This window comes from Glutamicibacter sp. 363 (assembly GCF_052379505.1).
Taxonomy (GTDB): Bacteria; Actinomycetota; Actinomycetes; order Actinomycetales; family Micrococcaceae; genus Glutamicibacter.
On sequence record NZ_JBQSYR010000009.1, the window covers coordinates 20,698 to 45,065 of the forward strand.

At 59.5% G+C, this 24,368-nt stretch carries 24 protein-coding genes and 2 tRNA genes; 18 read left to right on the forward strand and 8 right to left on the reverse strand.

The genetic code is table 11. The features are described from left to right. Positions 1–12: 12 nt before the first annotated feature. Both ACT3UA_RS06885 and ACT3UA_RS06890 read right to left on the reverse strand, forming a co-directional pair. Positions 13–1,011, reverse strand: a complete 999-nt coding sequence (locus ACT3UA_RS06885) for an alpha/beta fold hydrolase (protein WP_096285359.1) — start codon at positions 1,009–1,011, stop codon at positions 13–15. Next, positions 1,008–1,535: a PadR family transcriptional regulator gene (locus ACT3UA_RS06890; protein ID WP_096285361.1), complete on the reverse strand. Its 528-nt coding sequence runs from the start codon at positions 1,533–1,535 to the stop codon at positions 1,008–1,010. The genes ACT3UA_RS06885 and ACT3UA_RS06890 overlap by 4 nt, the downstream gene beginning before the upstream one ends. Before the next feature lie 613 nt (positions 1,536–2,148). Between ACT3UA_RS06890 and ACT3UA_RS06895 the strand changes: the two genes are divergently transcribed. The 4 genes from ACT3UA_RS06895 to ACT3UA_RS06910 all read left to right on the forward strand — a co-directional run bounded on the left by ACT3UA_RS06895 (position 2,149) and on the right by ACT3UA_RS06910 (position 6,857). Further along, positions 2,149–3,345 carry an integrase catalytic domain-containing protein gene (locus ACT3UA_RS06895; protein WP_444615727.1) on the forward strand — a complete coding sequence of 399 codons (1,197 nt, stop codon included), beginning with the start codon at positions 2,149–2,151 and terminating at the stop codon, positions 3,343–3,345. Between the two features lie 85 nt (positions 3,346–3,430). Next, positions 3,431–4,498 carry an IS110 family transposase gene (locus ACT3UA_RS06900; RefSeq protein ID WP_096285363.1) on the forward strand — a complete coding sequence of 356 codons (1,068 nt, stop codon included), beginning with the start codon at positions 3,431–3,433 and terminating at the stop codon, positions 4,496–4,498. Positions 4,499–4,834: 336 nt separating this feature from the next. Further along, complete coding sequence (locus ACT3UA_RS06905) at positions 4,835–5,617, forward strand: EamA family transporter (protein ID WP_444615729.1); 783 nt, start codon at positions 4,835–4,837, stop codon at positions 5,615–5,617. A 31-nt stretch (positions 5,618–5,648) separates the two neighbouring features. After that, positions 5,649–6,857 (forward strand): multidrug effflux MFS transporter, encoded by a 1,209-nt coding sequence (locus tag ACT3UA_RS06910; RefSeq protein ID WP_096285367.1) that lies wholly within the window; start codon positions 5,649–5,651, stop codon positions 6,855–6,857. A gap of 92 nt (positions 6,858–6,949) precedes the next feature. Here the strand turns inward: ACT3UA_RS06910 and ACT3UA_RS06915 are convergent, their stop codons facing one another. Then, positions 6,950–8,782 (reverse strand): phosphoenolpyruvate carboxykinase (GTP), encoded by a 1,833-nt coding sequence (locus tag ACT3UA_RS06915; RefSeq protein WP_105553392.1) that lies wholly within the window; start codon positions 8,780–8,782, stop codon positions 6,950–6,952. A 319-nt stretch (positions 8,783–9,101) separates the two neighbouring features. Here ACT3UA_RS06915 and ACT3UA_RS06920 point away from each other — a divergent pair. From ACT3UA_RS06920 to ACT3UA_RS06980, 13 genes are all read left to right on the forward strand, one after another. Continuing rightward, positions 9,102–9,178: transfer RNA gene (locus ACT3UA_RS06920), tRNA-Arg, on the forward strand. A 748-nt stretch (positions 9,179–9,926) separates the two neighbouring features. Next, complete coding sequence (locus ACT3UA_RS06925) at positions 9,927–10,901, forward strand: ABC transporter ATP-binding protein (RefSeq protein ID WP_096285371.1); 975 nt, start codon at positions 9,927–9,929, stop codon at positions 10,899–10,901. Continuing rightward, a complete protein-coding gene (locus ACT3UA_RS06930) occupies positions 10,898–11,803 on the forward strand; it encodes an ABC transporter permease (protein WP_096285373.1) in 906 nt (301 codons plus the stop codon). Before ACT3UA_RS06925 ends, ACT3UA_RS06930 begins: the two co-directional genes overlap by 4 nt. Before the next feature lie 40 nt (positions 11,804–11,843). Next, complete coding sequence (locus tag ACT3UA_RS06935; RefSeq protein ID WP_255248399.1) at positions 11,844–11,972, forward strand: hypothetical protein; 129 nt, start codon at positions 11,844–11,846, stop codon at positions 11,970–11,972. Between the two features lie 74 nt (positions 11,973–12,046). Beyond that, a complete protein-coding gene (gene lxmK / locus ACT3UA_RS06940) occupies positions 12,047–13,153 on the forward strand; it encodes a class V lanthionine synthetase subunit LxmK (protein WP_255248400.1) in 1,107 nt (368 codons plus the stop codon). Next, entirely contained in the window at positions 13,153–14,100 is a 948-nt protein-coding gene (locus ACT3UA_RS06945) for a T3SS effector HopA1 family protein (RefSeq protein ID WP_176484141.1), read from the forward strand. Before lxmK ends, ACT3UA_RS06945 begins: the two co-directional genes overlap by 1 nt. A 171-nt stretch (positions 14,101–14,271) precedes the next feature. Next, a complete protein-coding gene (locus ACT3UA_RS06950; RefSeq protein WP_181148426.1) occupies positions 14,272–14,442 on the forward strand; it encodes an LxmA leader domain family RiPP in 171 nt (56 codons plus the stop codon). Between the two features lie 44 nt (positions 14,443–14,486). Continuing rightward, positions 14,487–14,657 (forward strand): LxmA leader domain family RiPP, encoded by a 171-nt coding sequence (locus ACT3UA_RS06955; protein ID WP_181148426.1) that lies wholly within the window; start codon positions 14,487–14,489, stop codon positions 14,655–14,657. A 44-nt stretch (positions 14,658–14,701) separates the two neighbouring features. Further along, complete coding sequence (locus tag ACT3UA_RS06960; RefSeq protein WP_176484142.1) at positions 14,702–14,872, forward strand: LxmA leader domain family RiPP; 171 nt, start codon at positions 14,702–14,704, stop codon at positions 14,870–14,872. 92 nt (positions 14,873–14,964) lie between these two features. Next, positions 14,965–15,603: a flavoprotein gene (locus ACT3UA_RS06965; protein WP_096285377.1), complete on the forward strand. Its 639-nt coding sequence runs from the start codon at positions 14,965–14,967 to the stop codon at positions 15,601–15,603. Continuing rightward, positions 15,600–16,460 (forward strand): hypothetical protein, encoded by an 861-nt coding sequence (locus ACT3UA_RS06970; RefSeq protein WP_141393514.1) that lies wholly within the window; start codon positions 15,600–15,602, stop codon positions 16,458–16,460. The genes ACT3UA_RS06965 and ACT3UA_RS06970 overlap by 4 nt, the downstream gene beginning before the upstream one ends. A 9-nt stretch (positions 16,461–16,469) precedes the next feature. Continuing rightward, entirely contained in the window at positions 16,470–17,699 is a 1,230-nt protein-coding gene (locus ACT3UA_RS06975) for a M16 family metallopeptidase (RefSeq protein ID WP_096285381.1), read from the forward strand. 77 nt (positions 17,700–17,776) lie between these two features. Beyond that, positions 17,777–18,637 carry a hypothetical protein gene (locus ACT3UA_RS06980; protein WP_444615736.1) on the forward strand — a complete coding sequence of 287 codons (861 nt, stop codon included), beginning with the start codon at positions 17,777–17,779 and terminating at the stop codon, positions 18,635–18,637. 16 nt (positions 18,638–18,653) lie between these two features. On the opposite strand, the gene ACT3UA_RS06985 is transcribed toward ACT3UA_RS06980, so the two are convergent. Further along, complete coding sequence (locus ACT3UA_RS06985) at positions 18,654–19,328, reverse strand: response regulator (protein WP_096285386.1); 675 nt, start codon at positions 19,326–19,328, stop codon at positions 18,654–18,656. 95 nt (positions 19,329–19,423) lie between these two features. Beyond that, positions 19,424–20,659 (reverse strand): sensor histidine kinase, encoded by a 1,236-nt coding sequence (locus ACT3UA_RS06990; protein WP_255248401.1) that lies wholly within the window; start codon positions 20,657–20,659, stop codon positions 19,424–19,426. Between the two features lie 190 nt (positions 20,660–20,849). Between ACT3UA_RS06990 and ACT3UA_RS06995 the strand changes: the two genes are divergently transcribed. Beyond that, a tRNA-Arg gene (locus tag ACT3UA_RS06995) sits at positions 20,850–20,923 on the forward strand. A gap of 70 nt (positions 20,924–20,993) precedes the next feature. On the opposite strand, the gene ACT3UA_RS07000 is transcribed toward ACT3UA_RS06995, so the two are convergent. The 3 genes from ACT3UA_RS07000 to ACT3UA_RS07010 all read right to left on the reverse strand — a co-directional run bounded on the left by ACT3UA_RS07000 (position 20,994) and on the right by ACT3UA_RS07010 (position 24,329). Then, on the reverse strand, positions 20,994–22,013 hold the full coding sequence (locus tag ACT3UA_RS07000) for a LacI family DNA-binding transcriptional regulator (RefSeq protein WP_096285390.1): 1,020 nt from the start codon (positions 22,011–22,013) through the stop codon (positions 20,994–20,996). 82 nt (positions 22,014–22,095) lie between these two features. After that, entirely contained in the window at positions 22,096–23,514 is a 1,419-nt protein-coding gene (locus tag ACT3UA_RS07005; RefSeq protein ID WP_096285392.1) for a GH1 family beta-glucosidase, read from the reverse strand. Then, positions 23,514–24,329: a carbohydrate ABC transporter permease gene (locus ACT3UA_RS07010; RefSeq protein ID WP_444615813.1), complete on the reverse strand. Its 816-nt coding sequence runs from the start codon at positions 24,327–24,329 to the stop codon at positions 23,514–23,516. The genes ACT3UA_RS07005 and ACT3UA_RS07010 overlap by 1 nt, the downstream gene beginning before the upstream one ends. Between the last annotated feature and the right edge of the window lie 39 nt (positions 24,330–24,368).

The window sequence follows — 24,368 nt, forward strand, 5'->3', positions numbered from 1 at the left end:
AGCCGAAGCCATTCACTTCTTCTCGGGCTTTTTAGCTTTCGGTTTCTCGTCCGGGACCGCGGACTGCGGCGCTGAGGCTCGCTCCGGCTTTTCTGCGGGCGCTTCAACAGTTGCCGCGCGCTCGGGCTTTGCCTGCTTGGAAGCCTTGGGCTGTTTCGATGGCTTGGCGGTTAGCGGATCTACGAGGATCGGGTGGATCGTCGAGTCGGTAATCCAACGCCGCACCACGGAGTTGAACAGCAAGGGGTTCTCAATATTCCATTGGTGGTGCATTCCCGGGACCACCCGGGTCACCGCCTGCCCAAGCTCCTCGCGGAGCGCCGCGAAAGACTTCTGCACGAGTTTGGGTTCTTTGCCCCCAGCCAGCGCGAGCACCGGGCCGGTGTAGGCAGAGAGCCTTTCCGGCACTCCTCCGGGATCCAGATCGTCCATGATGGCGCGCAGATTCTCCGGCTTCAGCATCACCCCGTGTTCGGTGAACAGCTCCCTTTCGTCATCCACCATGCCGTAGGCGCCGGCTTGGAACCGCCAGTACCATTCGCTGCCGATGAGCTTGAGCTGCATCCGGTTCACCGCACGTGCCGCGGCCGGAACTCCGGTGACCGGAGTGCCGGTCAGCAACAGCGAATCGATCAGTTCCGGATGCCGGGCCGCCACATGCAAGGCAATGACACCGCCGAGCGACATCCCGACTAGATGCACTCCGCCTTCGGATACTTCGTCGGCGATCAGCGCCGCCACATCGTCTGCGGCGGAATCCAGTCCCTGCCAGGTTTCTTCGCTGCGCGCGCCGAAGGCCGGCAGGTGCAAGGTCAAGACGTTATAGTCGCCAAAGGCCAGGACCTGCGGATCCCAGCTCCAGTTGCCGACGTTTCCGCCATGCAGGAACACCAGCGTCTGTTCGTGCTTATGCGGCCCCGCCTGCCGGCGAGCCGGATGCAGCTCGGGGTAATCGGTAGCCTCGCGGGTGAATTTCTTCGCCGTGGGCCCCTGATCTTTGCCTAGCGTCATGGCAGATGCTCCAATACTGCGTCGAGCCACTCCAGCTCGGCGGCCTGCTGTCGGATTGCATGGTCCAAGGTGGCGGCCATCAGGAAGCTACGACGGTCCGCGGCAGCTCGCATATCGATGCCCTCGCGCTGCGAGAGGTAGTCATCCAGGATCGCCTGCGTCTTGGCCCGGCGTTCCACCAGCAGCTGGTCGATGTCCTCGCGCGGCAGCTCGGCAGCGAAAAAGACCTGGCCCATGAACGGATCTCGTTCGGCACCGTGGGCCGCGCCGTTGGAAAGCCACCCGACCAGGGCCTCGCGCCCCGCATCGGTGATGTGGTGCTCCTGGCGGTCGGGATAATTCGACTGGGCCACGGTGGTCACCGTGGCCCAGCCTTGATCCACCAGCTGCGCCAACGTGCGGTAGATCTGTGCCTTGTCGGCGTTCCAGAAGTGATTAATAGAGGAGTCAAAGTGCTTCTTGAGCTCGTAACCAGTCATCGGCGCCAAACAAAGCAACCCTAGAATCAATCGTGCCAAAACCATGGATTCATCTTTTCATATTTAGTTGATTTTGCACCCACTTACCCGTCGGTAGCTGGAAACTGAACCCGGATTGTGACAATTCCACGCCGTATTCTTGGCCAACTGACCTGCCTGCACTTCAATCAGAGAGGCCCCGACTCGAAAAAGGTTGTCCCCCTATGAACTCCCAAGCTCAAAGCAAACCGGCCGCCCCGCCACATTCGGGTGGCCGCGCGGCGCTTTTCGTGGTGCTGGGTTCGATCGGAGTGCAGAGCTCCTCGGCAATCTCGGCAAGCATGTTCGAGGCTCTCGGCTCACCCGCTGTCAGTTCCTTGCGGCTAGACACTATGCAGTGAAGGGATACGTCGGGGCCTCCACCACTCAATCTATTCGTGGGTCACCCCACCGTGAAACTGTCTCTTCCAGCCAATGGCTGTAAGGGTGTTCACTGGGAGCACCACATTTGAGACTGGGGAGGTCCCGACATGATTCAGGATACATTTATAGGTTTGGATGTCCATGCCCCGCGTTGACTCATAAAAAACCTCCGGCACAGATACTACGTTGCGTCACAAGAAAACCTCCGCCAAAGTACCTCTTGCTTCTCGGACTCTGCGGGTATCTGCTCAGCACCATGGGACTGACAATGGGCGCACGCAAACAAGTCACCAAACAACTCGCGAACAGCTACCGACTCGGCGATAAAGCCGGGAAAACTCGGATACTGGATGAACTGGTCGAAATCACCGGCTGGCACCGCGACTACGCCCGCTGCGCCCTGCGAGAAGCACTGAAACCCGCCAAGCCACGAATCGTCAGAGCAGGCAGGAAACCGACCTACCCGGCCGACCTGCAACCGGGCCTGATCCTGTGCTGGGCCGTCCTGCGTGGGCCAGCGTCGAAACTGCTGACGGCTTCCATGCCGTTTCTGGTGCCGATGCTGCGCGCCGAGAAGGCACTGGACGTCACTGACGAGCAAGCAGCGCTGCTGATCAAGATGAGCGCGTCAACCATCGACCGGCGCTTGGCGAATGAGCGTCGGAAGATGATCCTTCGTGGCAGGTCCCGTACCAAGCCCGGCTCGCTGCTCAAGTCCCAAATTCCTATTCGCACGTGGGCCGAATGGGATGACGCGGTGCCCGGATTTGTCGAGATCGACTTGGTTGGCCATGAAGGCGGCCATAGCCAAGGCGAATTCTGCTTCACCCTGACCGTCACAGATATCAGCACGGGTTGGACGGTGAACCGGTCGGTGCGCAACAAGGCGCAGAAGCACGTGTTCGAAGCGTTGATGCACGTCATGGCGGTTTTTCCGTTCCCCATCATTGGGATCGATAGCGACAACGGCAGTGAATTCATCAACCATGAATTACTCCGATTCTGCGAAGAACAGCAGATCACGTTCACCCGCTCCCGGTCAGGGAACAAGAACGACGGGGCGCACGTGGAACAGAAGAACTGGTCCAGGGTGCGTGAACTGGTGGGATATCAGCGGTACGACAGTGTCGATGAACTGGATCTGCTTAATCAGATTTGGGAGCTGGACAGGGTGTTCACGAACTATCTTCTGCCGCAGCAGAAGCTACTGCACAAGACTCGCAAAGGGGCCAAAGTCATCAAGGTCCACGATAAGCCGGCGACTCCTCACCAGCGTGCAGTGGTCCATTCGGCGGTGAAGAAGATGCCGGTGATTCGGATGAATGCTCAGTTCAAGAAGATACGGGTCATGGCGTTGTCGCAGCAGATCCTTGGGCTGACCGGCAATCTGGAGCAATTGTCGGTTTCTAAGTCCGGGTCGCCGGCCCGGCAGGCGAGAAAGGCATCACAATGAGAAACCTATTTCCCGGAGGTTTTCATCTGACGCAACGTATCAGAGTTCCCGGAGGTATTGACATGACGCAACAGGTGCCCAAACAATTGTCGCCTGCGCTCTGAACACCACCACCGGTGAGCTTAAGCGAGCCAAGATGAGCTCGGATCCAGAAGTCGTCTGCTCCTGGATCCAGCAGTTCCCCACGGACGCGAAAGTCGTCTACGAGGCCGGCCCCACCGGCTACCCGTTGGTCAGGCATCTTCTCGCCAATGGCATTGACTGCGTCATCGCTGCCCCATCCAAACTCCTGCGCGCACCGGGGGACCACGTGAAAACCGATAAACGCGACGCTCAAGGATTAGCGAAACTGCTGTCCCTGGGCGAAATCACCGAAGTGCGCATCCCTTCGGAATCTCAAGAGGCTCTACGTGATTTATCCCGCGCCCGTACTCAGGCACAAAAGGCCTTGTCTCATCAACGCCAGCAACTCAACGCCTTGCTGCTTCGGCACGGCCGCCGATACACCGACAGCAGTAAATGGACGAATGCTCATCTTGAGTGGCTGAGGAAGCAACGCTTCGAACAGGTAGCCACGCACATGGCATTCGAAGCCGATCTTGAGCTCGTCTTGACCTTGGCGGAGCATGTGAAGCGCTTGGACCAGCACATTGAATCCCAAGCGCAAGCCTGCGAATACAATGCGGTGATCAATTCATTAATGTGCTTGCGCGGCATACAAATGACCACAGCCTTTGGGCTGGCTACCGAGATCGGTGACTGGACCAGATTCACCGGGGCAACCATTGCATCTTATGTTGGGTTGACGCCCAGCGAGTATTCTTCTGGTACGAAACGGGCGCAAGGGCCGATTACCAAGGCCGGGAACAAGCATGTGCGCAGGTTGCTGGTTGAAGCGGCTTGGCAACATAAGCGAGCGTATTCTCGTCCTGGGGTGCGGTTGCAGCGTCAATTGGATTTGGTGGATTCACCCACGAGGTGCCGAGCGCTGAAAGGCAACCGCAGGCTTGCTGACCGATGGATAGCGTTTGATAAGCGTGGCAAGCTCTCGGTGAAAGCAAATACCGCGATCGCCAGAGAGCTGGCTGGGTGGTGTTGGTCTTTGGCTGCACCGTTGCAGAACGCTTCAAAGATGCACGACCTCACGAGATAATCATTCGGTTTTGTTCAACGAACGTGGTGGCCAGAAAGGAAACCGGGTCACCGAATCAAAACGTACCCCGCAGTAAGGTAAAGGCTGGCAGAGCAGCAATTGGAGCTAACCCACGACAGGACTACGAGATGCCTAGTCATTGGTGATGCTCGGTGCTAGACCTTGGTACGCTCCGCGCCGAAACAATTGTCATGCGGTAATCAACCCGCGTATATCAGAGTGAAATTGTTTTCGTTACGAACGCTCCTGCAGCTTTGAGATTTTTGTGGTGGTACTAAAAAGTGACCGATCTCGGGCCCACTGAATAAATGGTTCGAGATCGGTCACCTGTGCCTCTTGACAAACTTTTACTACATATCAGTCCTTGCGGCCGTGGTGCTGCTGGTCTTCTTGCGTCCGACCGTGCGCGGGCACAGCGCGAGCGCGTGGTCGGCGATTGCCTGCTACGGAATCGTCATGGCGGCGATGAACTTGTTGCTTTATAAGGCGATCGAATATTTGCCCCTAGGCGTTGCCGTCACCCTGGATTTTCTGGGCCCTGCGGTGGTGGCGCTGGTGTTCTCCCGCCGTATCCGCGAAGCCGCCTGGGCATTGCTCGCCCTGGGCGGGGTGATTCTCATTGCCGGGCCCGGCGGCCATTTCGATCTGCTCGGCTTCGCCTTCGGCATCGGGGCGGGACTCTGCTTCGCGTTGTATACCCTGCTGGCCGAGAAGGTAGGCAAGGCAGGCGACTCCTCCGTCAGCTCGCTGGCGCTGTCCGTGTCGATCGCCGCGCTGGTCTCCTTGCCCTTCGGCATCCCGAAGGTTGCCGAGGTGACCGGAGCGCAATGGGGACTACTGGCCCTGAGCGGCGCGATCGGGGTGACCATCCCCTATCTGGTGGACACCCTGGCGGCTCGCATATCCTCGGCCCGCGTGGTGGGCACGCTGTTCGCCATCGACCCGGCCATGGGCACGCTGATCGGTTGGCTGGTGCTCGGTGAGCAGCTGGGTTGGTTGTCCCTGCTCGGCATCCTTTGCGTGGCGCTGGCCGGTGCCGGGGTGACCTGGTTTGCCGCCAGGCCGCCCGGTCCGCTGGAGCAGGTACCCGCGACGGACCTCGCCAGGGAACAAGCGTAGCTAGGGCGGTTTCCGCTTCTAGAATGGGCTTATGCCTTCTGCCTTCGAGCGCTCACGCTTGACCCCACCGCTTTTTGCCCTGCTGATCCTGCTGGGCACCACCGGCCCGCTGGCCACGGACATGTATCTGCCTTCCTTCCCGGCGATGACGCAGGAGTTCTCCACTTCCGCTTCGGCGATCCAGCTGACCCTGACCTTCTTCCTGCTGGGGATGGGCCTTGGACAGCTCCTGTGGGGCGCGCTCTCGGACCGGCTAGGCCGCGCCAGGCCGTTGCGCTGGGGCACCGCATTATTCGTGCTGGCCTCGGTGGCCGCCGCGCTGGCGCCATCCTTGGAGGCGTTGAGCATCGCCCGCGGTTTGCAAGGCATCGGCGGAGCGGCGGGCGTGGTGATTTCCAAGGCGATCGTGGCCGACACGACCAAGGGCGTCCAGACCGCACGAACCTTCAGCATTTTGATGACTTTCGGGGCAATAGCTCCGGCGGTGGCGCCGCTCTTGGGAGCCTACCTCGGTGAGCTAGGCGGCTTCCGCCTAGTGCTATGGGTGCTCAGCGCCGCCGCGCTGCTCATGGTCACCGGATCCCTGGCCATCTACCGAGAAACCCTCGCCCCCGCGGCACGTTCGGGCGGAAATTTCCTTGCCCCGCTGAAGCTGGCGCTCTCCCGCCGGCGATTTGTCGGCTACCTGGTCCAGTTCGGCTTCGCTTTCGGCGCGATGATGGCCTATGTCTCGGCCTCGCCCTTCCTCTATCAAGAGGTGCTGGGTCTCAGCGCACGGGGCTACGCCCTATGCTTCGGCCTCAACGCGGCGGGCCTGATCCTTTCGGGCTTGGTCTCTGCACGGCTGGTGGGCCGGGTCCCGCTACGCCGCACCATATCGGTCGCGCTGACGATTCTGCTGGGCGCGAGCCTGGTGATCCTCCTGCTGGCGATGCTCCAGATACGCAGTCTGGGCCTGGCGGCGGTGATCTTCGTGCTGGTCTCCTCGATCGGTTTCACCATGGGCAATACCACCGGATTGGCGTTGGCCGAGGTGCGCGATGTTTCGGGCTCGGGCTCCGCACTCTTGGGGTCGGCGCAATTCCTCATCGGCGCGTTAGCCACCCCGCTGGTCGGTCTGTCCGGGGCGGATTCCGCGTTGGCCTTTGCGCTCACCGCGGTGGCCAGTTCGCTGATCGCGTTTGGCGCGCTCGTCTACACCGCGGATCGTTTCCACCCCGGCGCCATGGAGCACCCCTAGCGATGGGCGGGCAATCAACTCCGCGTGGTTAAACGAAGATCCCGCGGAATCCGCAGTTCTGCGGATCCCACGGGATCTTCTGCCACCGAAAGCTAGGCGCTGAGGCGGGCTTTCAAACCGTCGAGCTCGGCACGCAGCGATGCTGGCAGCGCGTCACCGAAGTTCTCGTACCATTCTTCGATTCCCTCGACCTCGGTGGCCCATTCGTCCTTGTTGACCGCCACGGCGGCCTCCACGTCGGCTGGGGTGAAATCCTTCAGACCCGTCAGGTCCAGGGAGTCGCCGGTTGGCACGTTGCCGATGATGGTCTCCTTGGCGTCCGCGGTGCCTTCGATACGCTCGATGGCCCACTTGAGCACGCGCGAGTTATCTCCGAAACCAGGCCATGCGAAGCCGCCGTCGGCGGTGCGGCGGAACCAGTTGACCAAGAAGATCTTCGGCATCTGCTCCGGGTTGAGCTTCTCGGAGATCTTGTCCCAGTGGTTCAGGTAGTCCCCTGCGTTGTAGCCAATGAATGGCAGCATGGCCATCGGGTCGCGGCGGATCACACCGGTTGCGCCGGAAGCGGCGGCGGTGGTCTCCGAGGACAGGGTTGAACCCATGAAGATCCCGTTGGTCCAGCTGCGCGCCTCGGTCACCAGCGGGATGGTCGTCTTGCGACGTCCGCCGAAGAGGATCGCGTCGATCTTCACGCCGTTTGGCGAGTAGTAATCCTCGGACAGCATGTCGACCTGGTCGATCGGGGTGCAGAAACGGGAGTTCGGGTGCGCCGCGTTGGTGCCCGACTCTGGCGTCCAGTCATTGCCCAACCAGTCGGTCAGGTGCGCCGGAGCCTCGTCGGTCATGCCCTCCCACCAGACGCCGCCTTCGTCGGTCAGCGCTACGTTGGTGAAGATGGAGTTGCCCTTGGTGATGGCACGCATGGCGTTCGGGTTGGTGGACCACCCGGTGCCCGGCGCCACACCGAACAGGCCGTATTCCGGGTTCACCCCGCGCAGCTCGCCGTCCTTGCCGATGCGCATCCAGTTGATGTCATCGCCCAGCGTCTCGGCTTTCCAGCCTTCAATGGTTGGTTCCAGCAGGGCGAGGTTCGTCTTGCCGCAGGCCGAGGGGAAGGCCGCTGCAATGTTGTAGGACCTGCCCTGTGGGCTGGTCAGCTTCAGGATCAGCATGTGCTCGGCGAGCCAACCCTCGTCGCGGGCCATTGCCGAGGCAATGCGCAGCGAGTAGCACTTCTTGCCCAGCAGGGCGTTTCCGCCGTAGCCCGAGCCGTAAGACATGATGGCGCGCTCTTCGGGGAAGTGCACGATCCACTTGTCTTCGTTGCATGGCCAGACGACATCTTCCTGCCCTGGCTTAAGCGGTGCGCCGACCGAGTGCAACGCAGGAACAAAGAAGGCTTCTTCGGCTTCCATCTTGCGCAGCACTTCGCTACCGATCTTGGCCATGACGCGCATCGAAGCGACCACGTAGGCGGAGTCGGTCAGCTCTACACCGTATGCAGGCTCGTCGGCGTTCAGCGGGCCCATGACGAAAGGAATGACGTACATGGTGCGTCCGCGCATCGATCCGTCGAACAATCCGTTGAGCATCGACTTCATCTTCGCTGGGTCTTCCCAGTTATTGGTGAAGCCGGCGTCTTCTTCCTTCTCCGAGCAGATGAAGGTGCGCTCCTCAACACGGGCGACGTCCTTCGGATCCGAGAATCCTGCGTAGGAATTCGGGAAGTTCGGGTCGGTCAGCTTAACCAGAGTGCCGGCCTCAACCAGTTCAGCGGTCAGGCGGTCATTCTCCGCAGCGGAGCCGTCGACCCAATAAACACGTTCGGGCTTCGTCAGCGCGGCAACTTCCTCAACCCAAGCTGCCAACTTTGCGTGCGTGGTTGGCGCTGCGTCGATTACGTTCTGATCGGAGCTCGTGCTCATTATCCATTCCCTCCATTGGGCTGAATTTGTCAATAAATCAAGGCTAGGGGTACTCCAGCTGGCACATTGTGTGACCCAATCCTCAGCATTGGGCTGATGTTAGACTTGGGAAGATAAATTTCCCGAAATTTCGGGGGTTTATCGATGAACATCAACCCATTTATGTGACCAAGGTCACGTAGACCGGTACCCTTTTGGATTCTTCACATAACCTTCTGTTCACTTTCGATAGATACCGTCCACCTGCGATTTGTACCGATCGAATTTCATCTGTATAGTTATTCGAGGTTCGCGAGAGTGAATCACGCAAACTAAATATGCGCCCATAGCTCAGCTGGATAGAGCGCCTGTCTACGGAACAGGAGGCCGGGGGTTCGAATCCCTCTGGGCGCACCAAAAAGTAAAAGTCTCGGGACATCGTTGATTTGATGTCCCGAGACTTTTTCGTTTAACCTTCTGCAAGTCCTTAATGCCGGATCCCGCTGTCTGCGTCCCGTATCGGCGCCGCAAGGGTCAGCGAGCAGGAGCGAATGGACTCAGCGCGGCTTGTAGCACCTTATTCTGCATTTGCGCGAAAACGCGTCATGGGGCTATCGGCAGCTGCTGAATCCCATGGCCCACTGAGTCATGAGCAACGTTTATACCTTTACTCAGCGTGGAATTCGCAACCTGAGCTAGCAGGAGAATCCGAAGTACTGGCATAGCAATGCTCCGCTGAATGCCGAGTCGGCCAAGGAAATAAGTGTGGTGTTGAGTGCAACGGTTCCAGCGGTAAGCAACTTGACCATGAGTTTCTCCAGTTTTCGCGATCTAGATGATGACGTGCCCGGCAGCTTTGTGCCACCAACAACTTTTCACCGCCCCGCGCATGCGGCACATATACAAAAGACCAATAATTCCGCTCTATATGATTCAGCTGGATTAAATGGCGGCAGGCCGAATACCCACACTTCGAACTGCGGGAAGCGAATCGATAGTCTGCGAATATACGCTCAAATAATCTGTCAGGAGTGCTGATCAGTTCCCGCTCAGGAAGGAATATTGGCCTTTAGAACAATGCAGAACTGTACTCAAGTACAGGGTCAGCTCGTTCTTCGCTCCATAGAGTCGGTATCGATAACGAAACCAACACGAGGAGCACCTCATGAACGGACTGCAGCTCACCGGCATCGTCCGCAGCTTCGGCAACCGCACGGTTCTGCACGATATGGACCTTTCGGTTCAACGCGGCGAGATCGTCGGGTTCATTGGCGGTAACGGCGCCGGCAAGACCACCACGATGCGGCTAATCCTCGGATTGCTGAACGCCGACCGGGGAGAAATCACCTGGGATGGATCACCAATCACCACGGCAGATCGTCGAGCCATCGGCTACATGCCAGAAGAACGCGGACTCTACCCGCAAATGCCAGTCCGCGAGCAAATTATCCATTTTGCCCTGCTGGAAGGCCATATGGGAAAACAGGCCAGAGCGGTTGCCGACGATCTTATCGGCTCCCTGGGCTTGACTGGCCGGGAAAAAACCTTAATCCAGGACCTGTCGCTGGGCAATCAGCAACGTGTCCAGTTGGCTGTCTCGCTCGTCGGCAATCCTGCGCTTCTGGTCCTCGATGAACCGTTCTCTGGTTTGGACCCAACCGCGGTGGCCACGATGGGTTCGCTGCTTCGCGAACAGGCTGCCCGCGGTGTGGGGGTGCTCTTCTCATCCCACCAGCTTGACCTGGTAGAGCGTCTTTGCGACAAGGTTTGCGTCCTCGACCAAGGGCGAGTGAAGGCCAGCGGCAGTGTCGCCGAATTGCAAAACGACGGCCAGAGCAGATGGCAGCTGAGGTTCTCGGCGAATGCCGACGGCTTCGCAGCAGAGATCGCCATGATCCGAGGGCTCACAGTCACGTTGCCCGCCGATGACCACAGCACGGTGTTCGTGTCCATGTCCGGAACCGATCTGGACCTACCGCCGGCGCTACTGGCGGCGGCGCAACGTCATGGTTCCTTGCGCAGCATCGAAGCAATTCAGCGATCCTTGGACGACTTGCTGTCCCAGGACTTCATTTCCGCCGGACGTGGCGAACTGACCATCAACGCACAACTCGCCCAGAATACAGGAGGAATCTCATGACCACCCAGCCGCTAAGCCTTAACACCATGCCGGGCCTGAGCGGAACGTTCCGCGAAACTGGATTGGTAATTCGGCGCGAAATCCTCACCCGGACGGCCAATCGAACCATCTTGATTACCACCGGATTACTTGCCCTGGGAGTCGCCGCAGCAGCAGGCATCGGCGGTTGGTTCCTCGTGAACTCCATGGAGCAATTTCAGGCCTTCACGCTTAATCCTCGAATGCTCTTTGCCACGGCCATGATCTGTGCGCTCCTTACCTCTCTGGTTTATTCGGCTCAAAGCCTGACCACCGGGGTCGTGGAGGAAAAATCTTCGAGAGTCGTCGAAATCCTGCTGACCAAAATCGGTATCACGCCGTTGCTGCTCGGCAAGCTCATCGGCATCGGCCTGGTAACTCTCACGCAATTACTGGTCATCGGTGGCGCAGGGGTGCTCGGGTTCTCAGTGGTGGGAGGCTTCTCGCTACTCGACGTGGAAGCTGGACCTATCCTGGTGTGGTTCCTGATCTGGTTCTTGCTTGGATATGCCATCTTTGCGCTATTGAACACGGCGCTGGCGGCCACCGTGGCCCGCCAAGAAGACTTAGCTTCTGCGGTTATGCCGCTTTCGGTCTTGCAGATGGTGCTGCTGGTACTAGCGCTCTATGTCCTGCCCAATAATCTTGAGAACGGCTGGTTGCACGCCCTGTCGTTCGTACCGCTGTTCTCCTCGTACCTCATGCCGATGCGCGTCGGACTCGATGGAGTAGATGCCTGGCAGATGGCGACCTCCGCCGCAATCGCGGTGCTGTCTATTCCAGTGCTTTTCTGGATGGCCACCAAGCTCTACCGGAACAACGCGCTGCGTACCGGTTCGCGAGTCTCGCTACGCGATGCGCTCAGCTCCGACGATGCCGCCTAGATTCTCCCGCTTCACGCAGTCAATGACGAAAGGACACCCCATGACTGACAACGACAATAACCAGAACCTCGCTAAGAGGCCCTCGAATATTCGAAAGCAACTGCGTAATCTCGCCTTGCTCGCCCTCGGCGTCGCCATTGCCTACGTCGTCACCAATTTCCTCCGCTAGCGACCCCGTCAGCTCTTCGAGATTCCCTGTTCGTATCGGCGTCGCCGGTACGAACAGGAAGGAAGCAGATCATCATGAGCACGACCACGCTTTATCCTCGATCTTTGAACCCCGAGGCTCATCAGGCTTCACTTTTGGCTGATGCGCTATTGGAACAGCTAGGGCGGGCCTCGGTCCGGAGTATTTCTCCGGCAGCTTTTGCCGGGCGCAACGGAACCTGGGTCCTGACGCTAGCCGATGGCAGCAAGGTCTTTGCCAAACGTTTCTCCGAAAAATCTTCGACGCCGCGAGCGTTCAATCGCTCCTTGGAATTCGCACGCTTCACCCACACGCATCCGCACCATGCGCCGGCAAGCGCACGCCTGATCGCCTCGAATGAAATTGAACGCCTTCTCATCTTTGACTACTGCCCCGGTGAAAGCCTGGCCAGCATGGTGGTTGAGGAACGGGTGCCGGCAGATTTCGCGTCACGGGCCGGTGAAATCCTTGGACGTTTGCATACCGCTGCCCCGACAGGTCTGGAGCCCACCACCATTTCCAGTCCCCCGATTGAAATGCTGCACCTCGGCGTTCCGCAGGCCCAGTACCAGAATTTTACCCTCGCCGAAATCGCGCTGTGGGCGCAGTTGCAGTCCGATAATCTACTCATCAATGCAGCCGTTGAACTGCGTGACTGGGAACTGCAGCATCAAACCAGCCCAATCCACGCGGACCTGCGGCTCGACCAGTTTCATCTTGAGGAGAACGAGCTACTCCTGCTCGACTGGGAGGAATTCGGACTAGGAGATCCCGCCCGGGATCTCGGCATGCTGGCCGGAGAATGGATCTACCGCGCGGTTCTCGACACGGTCACCAGCCGGGGCAATGCCGGGGCGCCCCCGGAACATTTCGACGAAGAGCTGGCCACAGCGGTCATGGCGCAACGCATGGGCATGGTGGTCCCGCAGATCCAGGAACTCTGGCGCAGCTACACCCGCATCGCTACCGGCTATGACGAGCAGCTCCCCGTGCGCGCCACCGCGCATCTGGGTTGGCATCTCATCGATCGTTCAATTGCCCGAGCTGCAATGGTCTCCCGGCTACCTGGCATCGAACGAGCCGCAGCCGGCGTCGGACGAAAGGCGTTGCTTAGTCCTGGCAGCTATTACCAAGCCCTTGGATTCGGAAGGAGTGAACACTGATGCCACCGACCCTCACCCGCTGGGCGAGCTTTGAGCGAATACTTGAAGGATTGGCCGATCACGTCAGGGTGGACTTGGCGGCGAATACGGCGCGTATCGGGAGCACCTCATTGAGCGCAGGAAGTCGAAGTGAGCTCAGATCGCAGCTTAGCGCGGCCACCTACACTCACCTGCACATCAGAAATCCGCTCATCGAGAATATGCCAACGACCGGGTACCAGGATCTCGCGGACGAATTAATCGCGGATATCCCCCACCGAAGCATCTGGCAGCAATCCGGATCGCCCGCAAGGCAAACGGTCGATGTCCAAGGTCTCAAGCACCACGTAGTCACCCTCGGCGGCGTCAAGGTACTTGTCCCACACCACGATGTGTCTCGGTTGGATCCCTCATCCGAAGCGGCCGTGCGCACGCCCAGCTGGCGCACCCGGACCACTCCCGGATACGTCTTGGCGCTCGGAGCAAGCGGAATCGATGCGGAGCAGGTCACTGCACGAATCTATGTCACCTGCGATTCGGCGGCTCAAGCCTTGGAACTCTGGCCTATCGTCCTAGATGTCTTAGCAAAGTCAGCCGGCGGCTATCAGGCTAAAGCGCTTTCCTCTTCCCTCGCCTATCCGCGCAGCGACGCGATGGTGCTCTACGTGCCAGACACCGCTGTGCAGGAGATCGCCGACCGTCTCACCGCCGCAACGGCTCGGATCTCAGCCCCGCACACGGAGCACTCGATCTTTACCCAGCGGCTGTCTCCAAGATTCTCGCAAGCGGGAGAATCGGCGGATCCACGGCCTTCCCACCGAGGGCTGAGCTTCGGACAGCACCGCTCCCGGGTACTCACCGATGCACTGCTGACCGCGGCCAAGAACGAGATGCGACTGCAGGATGCCTGGGCATTTGAGGCGACCAGAGCCAGGATCGATCCCCGTAATCCGGCAACCAATCTCTGAGCTTCTCATACTTTCCGCATTCACGAGCCAGCGAATTCAGCGCCTCGGTGAAGCACCCCCAAAAATTTGCGTACCGTCGAGGCGCCCCCGCAGCCTCTGGAAACGCGTTCACACCTCATCCGAGGAACAACACAATCAGCCTTCAACGGCAATTATCTCAAGGAGCAAAACATGGACAACAACGCACTCGCACCACAAGCCAACCTCACCGACCTCGCCCAGGCGCACAACACCTTCACCACCGCCGGTGAACTCGGCGCCGACGCCGCCACCGAAGCACCCGCCACCAGCCCGCTTTGCGTCGGCATCATCATCGGCGCCACCCTCGGCGCCGGCTGCTAAGCCCCCACACCCACCAACCCATCACACCCAAAAAGGAGCAAAACATGGACAACAACGCACTCGCACCACAAGCCAACCTCACCGACCTCGCCCAGGCGCACAACACCTTCACCACCGCCGGTGAACTCGGCGCCGACGCCGCCACCGAAGCACCCGCCACCAGCCCGCTTTGCGTCGGCATCATCATCGGCGCCACCCTCGGCGCCGGCTGCTAAGCCCCCACACCCACCAACCCATCACACCCAAAAAGGAGCAAAACATGGACAACAACGCACTCGCACCACAAGCCAACCTCACCGACCTCGCCCAGGCGCACAACACCTTCACCACCGCCGGTGAACTCGGCGCCGACGCCGCCACCGAAGCACCCGCCACCAGCCCGTTCTGCGCTGGCGTGCTCATTGGCGCAACGCTCACGATGGGCTGCTAGTCCCCGTCCTACCCCGGTCAGGCGACGGCCCCAGAGCCGTTATTCGGGCCGTCGCCCAACCGGACCCATCAAGTCCCTCAAAAAGGAACACCATGACCACCGCAGAAAGTAAGGCCGACGCCTCCAAGCTGGATCTCACGCTCGAAGGATTCGGCTACCGAAAAGTCGTGCTGGTCCTTACCGGATCCGCTGCCACTCAAATGATGCCGTTTTGGCTTGAATGGGCCCTAGAAGCTGCCCCCGAAACACAGTTCAGGATCGTCATGCGCGATTCTGCCAGCCGTTTCATCACCCGTCACAGCCTTGAGACTCGGCTACGGGCCCGGATCCAATCCGACCATTGGGACGATGAAATTATCGCGGCCCATATCGATTTGGCCGAGTGGGCGGATCTGATCCTGATCTACCCGGCCACGTTGGACTACACTTCGCGGCTTGCCCACGGCATCAGCGATTCCCCCTCACTGCTTGCGGCGCTGAGCACCCATGCAAGGGTGTGCATAGCGCCGTCGCTTCCTCCACGTGCAATGGAAAACCAACTGGTCAGGGATATTCTGGAGAAGTTGCGCAAACCGAAGAACTTCCTCGTGATCAATCCTGTCCCCGGCCCGAGCGAATCCAGCGCTATTTCCGACGCCTGGGTTCCACCCGCCTTTCCAGCAGTATTGCGCCGCCTCGAGTCGGAACGTCGTTTACTCGTTGATCTTGTTACGGGGGTTGAGCGGCAATGACTACAACCGAAGTGCAACCGCGCAGCACGCCAAGGCGCCGGCTCACGACGGGCCTGCTCGTCACGGAGCTGCATTTGGGGCAGGGCAAAGCCGTGTGGACTCGACGATTGGGTGCCCAGGCACCACTCGATTTCTCCCAGACGCAAAACCCTTCTGCGGAGAATCAGCGGCAACACATTGTGTGGGGAGAGGGAACCGCCACATTTCGCAGCTACGCTACCGCTGCCGGCACAACCGTTGCTGAACAACTCCAGCAACGCTCCCCCAAGGACATGCACCGCATAGGTCTGCTGTGGGGTGAGGCGCTCAATAATCTGCACGCTACCCCCATAACCGGTCAAACAACGCTTCGCGAACCGCGCACGTTGCAACGGGCCGAAGGCTGGCTGAGTGGAAAATGGTTGCCTGCGTTGCACACGTTGGGCCCCATGGCCCTAGGCCAACTGAAGCGGTGGTCGCAGCGAATGCTGGGCACTCAGGATTCGGCGTTGGCGCATGGCTCCCCCGGCATGGCTCATTGGGTGCTCACCGCAAATGGCCGTAGTGGATCGCTGTTGACCGGAGAGGACACTGGACTTGCGGCTCCCGCCTATGACTTCGGATGGGTTCTTGGTGAAATTGCCGAGCTCTATGCCTTCTACCCCGCATTGCGCACAAACCTCGACCCGCTGCGCTTGGGACTGCTGGATACCTATCCCGAGGCCATTGGCGAATCCGGCTTTAGTTTGGCCTGCGCCTACCGGCTGACCCAGCATGCTTACGACTGGCACCACTACGGACATGCCTCGTTGCGCGAAGCCCAACTGCTCTTGGACTTGGCCGTCAACCATCTGTCTACCCAGTACGCGAAACTTTAGGAGAAGGCCTTGCTCACCCGTATCGATGCCAGCACACGGCACATACAATTCCGCTCGCTGAAATCGGGGGCACGCATAGCGGCCGTTCATGCTCCCCAAACGCGCAATGCCTCGGTAGTACTGGGCGTCGCCGCTGGAATGCGTCATGAGCGGGAAGGCGAAGAGGGAATGATGCACCTGCTGGAACACCTAATTTATCAGGACAGTTCCACGATCACCGGAGCGGACCGTGAACTGCAGGTGCTCCACGCCGGCGGGGTCCTCGGCGGTCATACGCATATGGACTACACCGAATTCTATGAAACTGCTCCGGTAAACCAGATTGACGACATGGCTCGGCGGATCGCGGACCAGGTCTTTTACCCAAGGCTCAGAGAAGAACAGATCACCACACAGGTCACTGCCGTGGCCACTGAGCGCGCTAGCCGCCTCGCCTCGGCGCCCGGCGGCGTTCTGCCTTGGCCGCATCTTTCGGCGCACTGCTGGCAAGATCATGCAAATTCCCATGACGGTTCGGGAGACGCCGACCTCCTCGGGCGCGCGACCGGAGGGCGGTTGCGCGAGCTGCACGCACGCCATTACCGCACCTCCAACGCGGTAATGGTCGCTTTCGGGCCCAAAGAACCGGCGGACATGTTGCAGAGTCTGCAAGATGCCCTGCCCACTGAAACCCCCGAGGCCCCGGCGGTGCCGCCCGCGCAGGAGTCCATTTTCCGCACGGCCAGCCGGCGCACCGTAACCGTTCCAGGACTGCAGCGCCCCCGCCTGCTCGTAGCCACCCGCAGTGCGCCGGCACCACGAGTGCATTCCGAAATTTTGGGAGACCTGCTGGCCGCAGCAATGCTGTCCCTGCCTTCAGGATTGGATGCCAGCGCGGGCATGTTTGGCCCAGGCGACCGTGTCCACAACGATCTCTTTGTGTTGGTTGATGACACAAACTCGGGAATCGAACCTGTCGAACGCCTCGCTGCCCTGAGGTTTTGCGATGATGACCTATTGCTGCGTGCCGGCCAGCGAGCACTATTTACCGCCGAAAAACTTGTGCATGACGACCAACGGTTCGCCCGCGCCGTGGCCCGCGATATCTTGCTGCGAGATGCCCCCGGTTTCGCGGCCAGTTTAGTGCAAAAACTACGCGACGGCTTAGGCGATGTGCCCGGCCTGCGCGCTGCGCTCCAAACCTCGGCTAAACGTCTCGCTGCACAGCAGCACCACCATTTGACCCTTGAACCCGCATAGGAGTCCCAGCCGTGAACAGCGCATTCCCTCCCGTCCGATCCATACCAGATGACCGAACGCACTTCACCCTAGTCAGTTTGGCTTGGCGCACCGATCAGCGGCGTTCCTCCGAAGCGGAGCAAACCCTGCGCGCGGTAGCCGACAGAGTCTGCGCCTCGAATTCCGGAACAATTTGGCACGACTGGGCGGTCAGCGCTGGAGCAGTCAATGTGACGGCAGCACTTCCCTTGCGCGGTGCGGAGCGGTGGCTCCAAACCTTCGCCGAGCATGCCCAGCAAATCGACCCGGATTTGGCCGGCGCTCCCGCCCTGGCGCTGGTCGGGCCGCAAGCGCAGCTAGAAAACTTAGCAGCACCCGGTGCAGAACTTTTCGGGCACCTCGAAAGCAAAGACAACCCGGGGCTTTCGGACCGCCTGGAGCGAACGACTACCCAAGGTTATGAACAAATCACGGTTACAGGTGCCGATCCCTCCGCGGCTCTCGGTTCGGCGGCCACTTTTTTGGCCCTTGCCACCTTGTCCGGAGGTCCAGTCGCGCTTTTGCCCAAGGCCACGAAACAGGCCGGGCACGCTGCATTGATAAAAATAATGCGCGTCCTGAAGGACCGCCAGCCTGCGATCATGTGGCAGGTCATTGCTCAGGAGAACCACTCGCTGGGCTCCTTGGAATCAACGCTGGACGCGGTCGCAGATCTTGGCCTGCGGGTGACCCGGGATGAGGAGCTGCTAATCAAGCAGTTCGCGATCGCCAATCTGAATCGTGCCTGGTGCTCACCAGTGGAGTTGGTTCGGGCGCTGGCCCAGTACGAGGTCATGGGTTGGGGTGGCGACTTGATTCTGAATCCCGAGTCGCAGGTGAATGAAGTCGCAAACGCCGACCTCGAATTGGCATTGGAAGGCTTGTTGCGCTCCCCGCGTGCGGTGCTCGGCAAATCCTAAGCTACCGGAGTTGCGCCTAGCGTGCGCGTGACCCCGGCTTCATGTCCAGAAGCCCATGTTCCACGGCCTTGACTAGAATCTGCACGCGGTCCCGCACACCAAATTTCTCCATAACCTTCACGAAGCGAGCTTTGATAGTTGACTCGGTGACAAAAAGTTCCGTGGCCATCTCCTTGTTGCTCATGCCCCGCCCGAGAAGCTTGATGACTTCCAGTTCCTTGTCGGTCAGGGCATCGATCAGTTCTGCATCGGCTTCGACTTCGGCTGGGATTGAGTTCGCCAGCCCGCTGACCACATGTCGAGCCACTTGCGGCGACAGAATGGACTCACCGGCTGCCACTTTATTAATCGCATCGGTGATTTCCTGGGGCTTAGCATCCTTGACGATGTAGCCCGAGGCACCAGCACGCAGCAGGTCCACCACATATCGGTCGGTGGCGAAAGTGCTCAAACCGAGAATCGCGATCTCAGGGTTGCTCTGGTGGATCTGGGCTGTTGCCGCAACGCCGTCCATGACCGGCATTTGCATATCCATCAAGATGACCTCGGGCTGCAACGAGGCCGCCTGGACTACGGCGGATTTCCCATTGGATGCTTCGCCGACGATTTCAATGGTGGGGTCTGAGGAGAGATAATCTCGCAAAATTTCCCGGGTCAAGGCCTCGTCATCCACAAGCAGCACTGTTGTCACTGATAACTCCTCGCTTGGCGGTAGTCCACGCACTTGGTTCTCATGCGCGTACGGTGATAGCGCATCTGGTCACTATTTTTGCATGGTTGCCGTCGTTATCCGGTAGCGGGCAAGCCTTCAAGCGGGATAGTTACGCCGATCGACCAGCGGCCGGTGGAATCGCTGGTCTCCACGGTGCCGCCAAATACCTCGCAGCGTGCGCGCATCGCTTCCAAACCTGTCTGCGACGACATGATGGGAGTGCCCTGTCCAATATCATTTGTCGAGCTGAGCAATACGCGGTCTGGCCGGATACGGAGCTGGAGTTCCACTGCTCCGTCAGGATTCGCGTGCTTGAGGATATTGGTTCCCAGTTCCCGGATGGTTCGCCGAAGGGCTTGGCGCAAACTCGCCGGAATACGCGCTACTTCGCCTTCTAGCGCGAAGGCCACGTCGAATCCGGCCCGTTTGAGCGCTTGCATGACCTTGTCCAAATCATGTACCAGCCCTACCGCGGTAGTGGTCTCCCCGGAAAGTTCATCGGACTCCAAGATCTGTTGGCCTTCTTCTGCTTCCAGCCCCGAGGGACTCTGAAATTCATTTTCGTTGGCTTCCGTTTTCAGCAAGACGACAAGGCTGCGAAGATCCTGCAGGGTTTGCTGCGCGGCATTGCCAATTCCAGCGAGGATTTCCGCAGTCTTCTTCGGGTCGTTGACGAACTCGGCCCGACGGGCTTGCATAGCCATGATCGTGACATCGTGGGCAACAATGTCGTGCAGCTCATGAGCGAGCTGCGTTCGTTCCTCGGAGCGAATTCTCGCCTGCTCGACTTCCAGATCCCTGATTCGTTTGGCGCTCGTTTCATTCTTCCGGCGATAGACATTCAGGCTCAACCCGGCCACGGCCGACATGACGCCGAAACCGCACAGCAACATGACCGCCAGGAGCTCCACCTCCGGCAAGAGTAGATACAGCAGGAACAACATGCCCATGGCTGCGGAGGGAAAAGCGAGTGCCGCCCGCCACGGCAGCAAATAGCAGGAGAGCACAATGACAAATACCGAGGGAAAAACCATGCTGGCCAATAAGACCCCGGGCATACCGACCGCCGCGATAAGCAGCAACCCCACAAACCATGCGGCAATGCTTGGCAGGACCCCAAGCGACAAAGCCGCCAGGGGCAGGTACGGAAAAGCCAGGTACAACACGCCAAGTTCTGCGAGGTAGCCGGCTGTCCCCAGCCACACATCACCCGCGTACATGAACAGCGCAAGCGCCAGCGGGACAAAACGACCGAGGCGCCCGCCAGGTAACGGTTTAATTTCACCAGTCCATGCAGTCCAAGTATTCACACCAGCTATTGTGTCATTTCAGCACTCAAGCACGCTCCACTGGTTGCATACCCAAGGCAGTTTTGACGGACCCAGGCGACATTCACCACGGCCGATGTGAAACGCCACACTTTGGCCTCTCCGGCTTTTGCCCTTCGGATAATCTGGTGTAAAGTCATTGGAGTCGTCAAGGCGAAAAACAACTAAATATGCGCCCATAGCTCAGCTGGATAGAGCGCCTGTCTACGGAACAGGAGGCCGGGGGTTCGAATCCCTCTGGGCGCACAAATTGAAATTCCCACTCTCCGGAGTGGGAATTTTTTGGTTAACTGTTTGCTTAACTCCAAGCACTTATTTAGCCGCCGTGGGACCCGCGCAAAATCAGCTTTGTTGGCATGATGATTCGTTCGGGCACCATTTCACCATTAATGCGCTGCACCACAACCTCCGCCATTTTGGCTCCTTGCTCTTCCGCATTCTGCGCCACGGTAGTCAACGCAGGCGAGGCATTGCGCGCAAATGAATCATCATCGATGGTGGTGATGGCGATGTCTCTGGGCACGGAAAGCCCCGCCTCAGCGATCACCTTCATCGCGCCAAAGGCCATTTGCGCGCTGGCGGCAAACAACGAGTCGATTTTTATGCCGCTGGCCAGCAAATCGCGCATGGCGGTTTCTCCGCTGCCCGGGGTGAAATCGCCCACCGCAACCGCGGCAACGCCAAGACCGGCGGCGTGCACCGCCTGTTCGAAACCCAATTGGCGGTCGAGGGCCGCACCCATGTTCTGCGGTCCCGAGATCGCCGCCGGGTATTTGCGACCCGCTTTGAGCATGGCTTCAGTTGCTTCCCGTGCCGCGGCCGCGTTATCTACGTCAACGACGAACACGTCGCCGTCTTCGTTGCTCATGGGGCGGCCGCCGAAGACCAACGGCAACGCTCCGGCCAGTTCGCTGTATGAGCTGTCATCCGCGTGGTGCGAAAGGATCAACGCCCCATCAACGTTTCCGCCGCGTAGGTAGCGGCTGGTTTTCGCGGGGTCAGACTCGGTGGCGATCAACAGGGACAGCGTAAATTCTGTGGTGCTCAGGTACATCGCAGCTCCCTGTATTACCGCAGCGAAATATGGGTCTGCGAAGAACTTCGCGGTGCTTTCGGGGATGACTAGGGCGATGGAATTGGTACGACCCTGCGCGAGGGAACGGGCCGCCCGATTCGGGACGTAGTTCAGTTCCGCGATGGCCTTTTCCACTGCCCGCACCGCATCGGCCTTGACCTTGTCCGACCCGTTGACCACGCGCGACACCGTGGCTCTGGAAACTCCTGCACGTTCGGCAACGAGTTCCAGCGTCGGCTGTTGTTTGCGTGGTTCGGGCATCGTTACTTCTTTGCGGTAGCTGGGCGGGTCCTTATGACTATCGTGTGGTGCGTGGCGCTTGGCTAAGCGCCACGCACCAGTGCTATGCCATTGTACGGTTGGCGGCAATTAGTCCCGCGTAGGCCCTGCCGCTGTCCTTAACAATGCGTTCCTGTGTTTCATAGTCGACGTAAATGATGCCGAATCGCTTCTGGTAGCCCCAGGCCCATTCGAAATTATCGAGCAAGGACCAGAGGAAGTAGCCACGCACGTCCACTCCGTCCTGGATGGCACCGGCAACAGCATCCAGGTGGCTAAAAACGTATTCACGTCGTTCGACATCGGCCACGACTCCGTCCGCTGACAGTTCGTCGGCATACGAGGCTCCGTTCTCGGTGATGTACAAGGCCGGAAGACCCTCGTACTCGTCCCGTAGCCGGTTCAGCAGTACCCGCAAGCCCTGCGGGTTAACTTCCCAACCCATCGCAGTACGCGGCAGGTCTCGGCTCGGAAAGCTGACATATTCGCTGCCCACAAAAGGCGAGGACTTCGGCGCCTCGGTTGGTACAACCGCCGCCGGCTCGCCTTCGCCAAGCGGATGCCCCGACACGTTGTCATCGTGATAATGGTTCACCCCGAGAAAATCGATGGGCTGATGAATGATCTCTAGGTCCCCTGGCACAATAACCTCGGCCAGCCCTAAACCCTCCACGTCTACGAGCAGGTCTTCGGGATAGGAACCGCGCAGCAAGGGATCCAGGAACATCCGGTTCCACAGCGCATCGATACGACGGGCCGCTTCCAGATCCACCGGGTCGATTGGATCGTTTGGCACCGCGTTGGTCAGATTCAGAGTGATACCAAGCTCTTGGGCGCCGAGTTCACGCAAACGCTGTGTCGCCAGGCCATGTCCCAGATGCTGGTGGTGCACGGCCGCCAAAGCCGCCGCCGGATCTTGGCGTCCCGGTGCATGCTCCCCGGCTGCGTAACCTATCAGCGAGGAACACAGCGGCTCGTTAAAGGTCGTCCAGTGTTTGACTCGGTCCCCGAGCTTTGCATAAACCAGCTCGGCATACTCAGCGAATTTATAGGCGGTGTCACGGTTGGCCCAGCCGCCTTGGGCTTCGAGGGCCTGCGGCAAATCCCAGTGGTACAGCGTCAGCCAGGGCAGAATTCCCTGTTCCAACAGCTCGTCGACAAGCCTCGAATAGAAATCCAGGCCCTCGGGGTTGACGGTGCGCCCGCCGGGAACCACTCGCGCCCAGCTGGTGGAGAAGCGGTAGGAATCAAGGCCGAGCTCACGCATTAACCCGACATCCTCTCGGTACCGGTGGTAGTGGTCTACCGCAGTCTCCAGGTTGTCGCCGCCGGCGATCACCCCCTGCTTGCGCGCGAATGCGTCCCAGACGGAGTCTTCTTTACCGTAGGCGTGGCTGGCGCCTTCGATTTGCGCCGCCGCGGTGGCCGAGCCCCAGAGGAATTCTCTGGGCCAGGCGAAATTCTCAGATAAGTGGGTTGTCATTAGCCCTTTACAGCTCCTGCCATAATTCCGGATACAAGTTGTTTACCCGCCACTATGAAAAGCAGCAGCAGCGGGATGGTTGCCATCAGCGCACCGGACATCACGATCGTGTAGTCCACATAGCGTGCGGATTGCAGCTGGCTCAACGCCACCTGCAAGGTGGGGTTTTGGGGTGCGACCAGCATTGGCCAGAGATAGTCGGTCCATGCGGTCATGAAGGTAAAGAGTGCCAAGATGGCCATCGCCGGTCGGGCCGCGGGAACTCCCACATGCCAGAAGGTACCGATCATGCTGGCGCCGTCGATTCGGGCGGCCTCGATCAATTCATCTGGCACGACGTCCACCAGATACTGGCGCATGAAGAACACTCCGAACGCGGTGACCAGGGTGGGCACCATGACTGCGCCGAGCGATCCGGTCCAGCCAAATTCCTTCATCACCATGAACAACGGGATGATCCCCAGCTGGGTCGGCACCGCCAGGGTAGCGATCACGAAGACCAGCAGCCCCTGGCGTCCGCGGAAGCGCAATTTTGCGAACGCATAACCGGCCAGTGTCGAGAAGGTCACCACCGAGATCGTGATGACCGAGGAGACGAGGATACTGTTTCCCAGTGCGCCCCAGAAATCGATGGTGTTGAAAACTTCGGCGGCATTCGTCCAGAACGAGCCTCCGGGAAGTAGCGGTGGGTACGTCGAGGCGAATACCGCCCCGGTATTCGAACCAATCACCATCGAATACCACAGCGGGTAGGTGCTCCCGAGGAAGAACGCGATCAGCAACCCGTAAGTGAGAAAGCCTGGGCGGCGATCCATGGAGAAGTTTTTGCGTTTGGCTGCAGGTTTCCCGGCTTC

Excerpts from the sequence above, each read along its gene's own strand:
- ACT3UA_RS06885 (WP_096285359.1), bottom strand. The coding sequence starts at position 1,011 with ATGACGCTAGGCAAAGATCAGGGGCCCACGGCGAAGAAATTCACCCGC.
- ACT3UA_RS06890 (WP_096285361.1), bottom strand. The coding sequence starts at position 1,535 with ATGGTTTTGGCACGATTGATTCTAGGGTTGCTTTGTTTGGCGCCGATG.
- ACT3UA_RS06895 (WP_444615727.1), top strand. The coding sequence starts at position 2,149 with ATGGGACTGACAATGGGCGCACGCAAACAAGTCACCAAACAACTCGCG.
- ACT3UA_RS06910 (WP_096285367.1), top strand. The coding sequence starts at position 5,649 with ATGCCTTCTGCCTTCGAGCGCTCACGCTTGACCCCACCGCTTTTTGCC.
- ACT3UA_RS06915 (WP_105553392.1), bottom strand. The coding sequence starts at position 8,782 with ATGAGCACGAGCTCCGATCAGAACGTAATCGACGCAGCGCCAACCACG.
- ACT3UA_RS06925 (WP_096285371.1), top strand. The coding sequence starts at position 9,927 with ATGAACGGACTGCAGCTCACCGGCATCGTCCGCAGCTTCGGCAACCGC.
- ACT3UA_RS06930 (WP_096285373.1), top strand. The coding sequence starts at position 10,898 with ATGACCACCCAGCCGCTAAGCCTTAACACCATGCCGGGCCTGAGCGGA.
- ACT3UA_RS06935 (WP_255248399.1), top strand. The coding sequence starts at position 11,844 with ATGACTGACAACGACAATAACCAGAACCTCGCTAAGAGGCCCTCGAAT.
- lxmK (WP_255248400.1), top strand. The coding sequence starts at position 12,047 with ATGAGCACGACCACGCTTTATCCTCGATCTTTGAACCCCGAGGCTCAT.
- ACT3UA_RS06945 (WP_176484141.1), top strand. The coding sequence starts at position 13,153 with ATGCCACCGACCCTCACCCGCTGGGCGAGCTTTGAGCGAATACTTGAA.
- ACT3UA_RS06950 (WP_181148426.1), top strand. The coding sequence starts at position 14,272 with ATGGACAACAACGCACTCGCACCACAAGCCAACCTCACCGACCTCGCC.
- ACT3UA_RS06955 (WP_181148426.1), top strand. The coding sequence starts at position 14,487 with ATGGACAACAACGCACTCGCACCACAAGCCAACCTCACCGACCTCGCC.
- ACT3UA_RS06960 (WP_176484142.1), top strand. The coding sequence starts at position 14,702 with ATGGACAACAACGCACTCGCACCACAAGCCAACCTCACCGACCTCGCC.
- ACT3UA_RS06965 (WP_096285377.1), top strand. The coding sequence starts at position 14,965 with ATGACCACCGCAGAAAGTAAGGCCGACGCCTCCAAGCTGGATCTCACG.
- ACT3UA_RS06970 (WP_141393514.1), top strand. The coding sequence starts at position 15,600 with ATGACTACAACCGAAGTGCAACCGCGCAGCACGCCAAGGCGCCGGCTC.
- ACT3UA_RS07000 (WP_096285390.1), bottom strand. The coding sequence starts at position 22,013 with ATGCCCGAACCACGCAAACAACAGCCGACGCTGGAACTCGTTGCCGAA.
- ACT3UA_RS07005 (WP_096285392.1), bottom strand. The coding sequence starts at position 23,514 with ATGACAACCCACTTATCTGAGAATTTCGCCTGGCCCAGAGAATTCCTC.
- ACT3UA_RS07010 (WP_444615813.1), bottom strand. The coding sequence starts at position 24,329 with ATGGATCGCCGCCCAGGCTTTCTCACTTACGGGTTGCTGATCGCGTTC.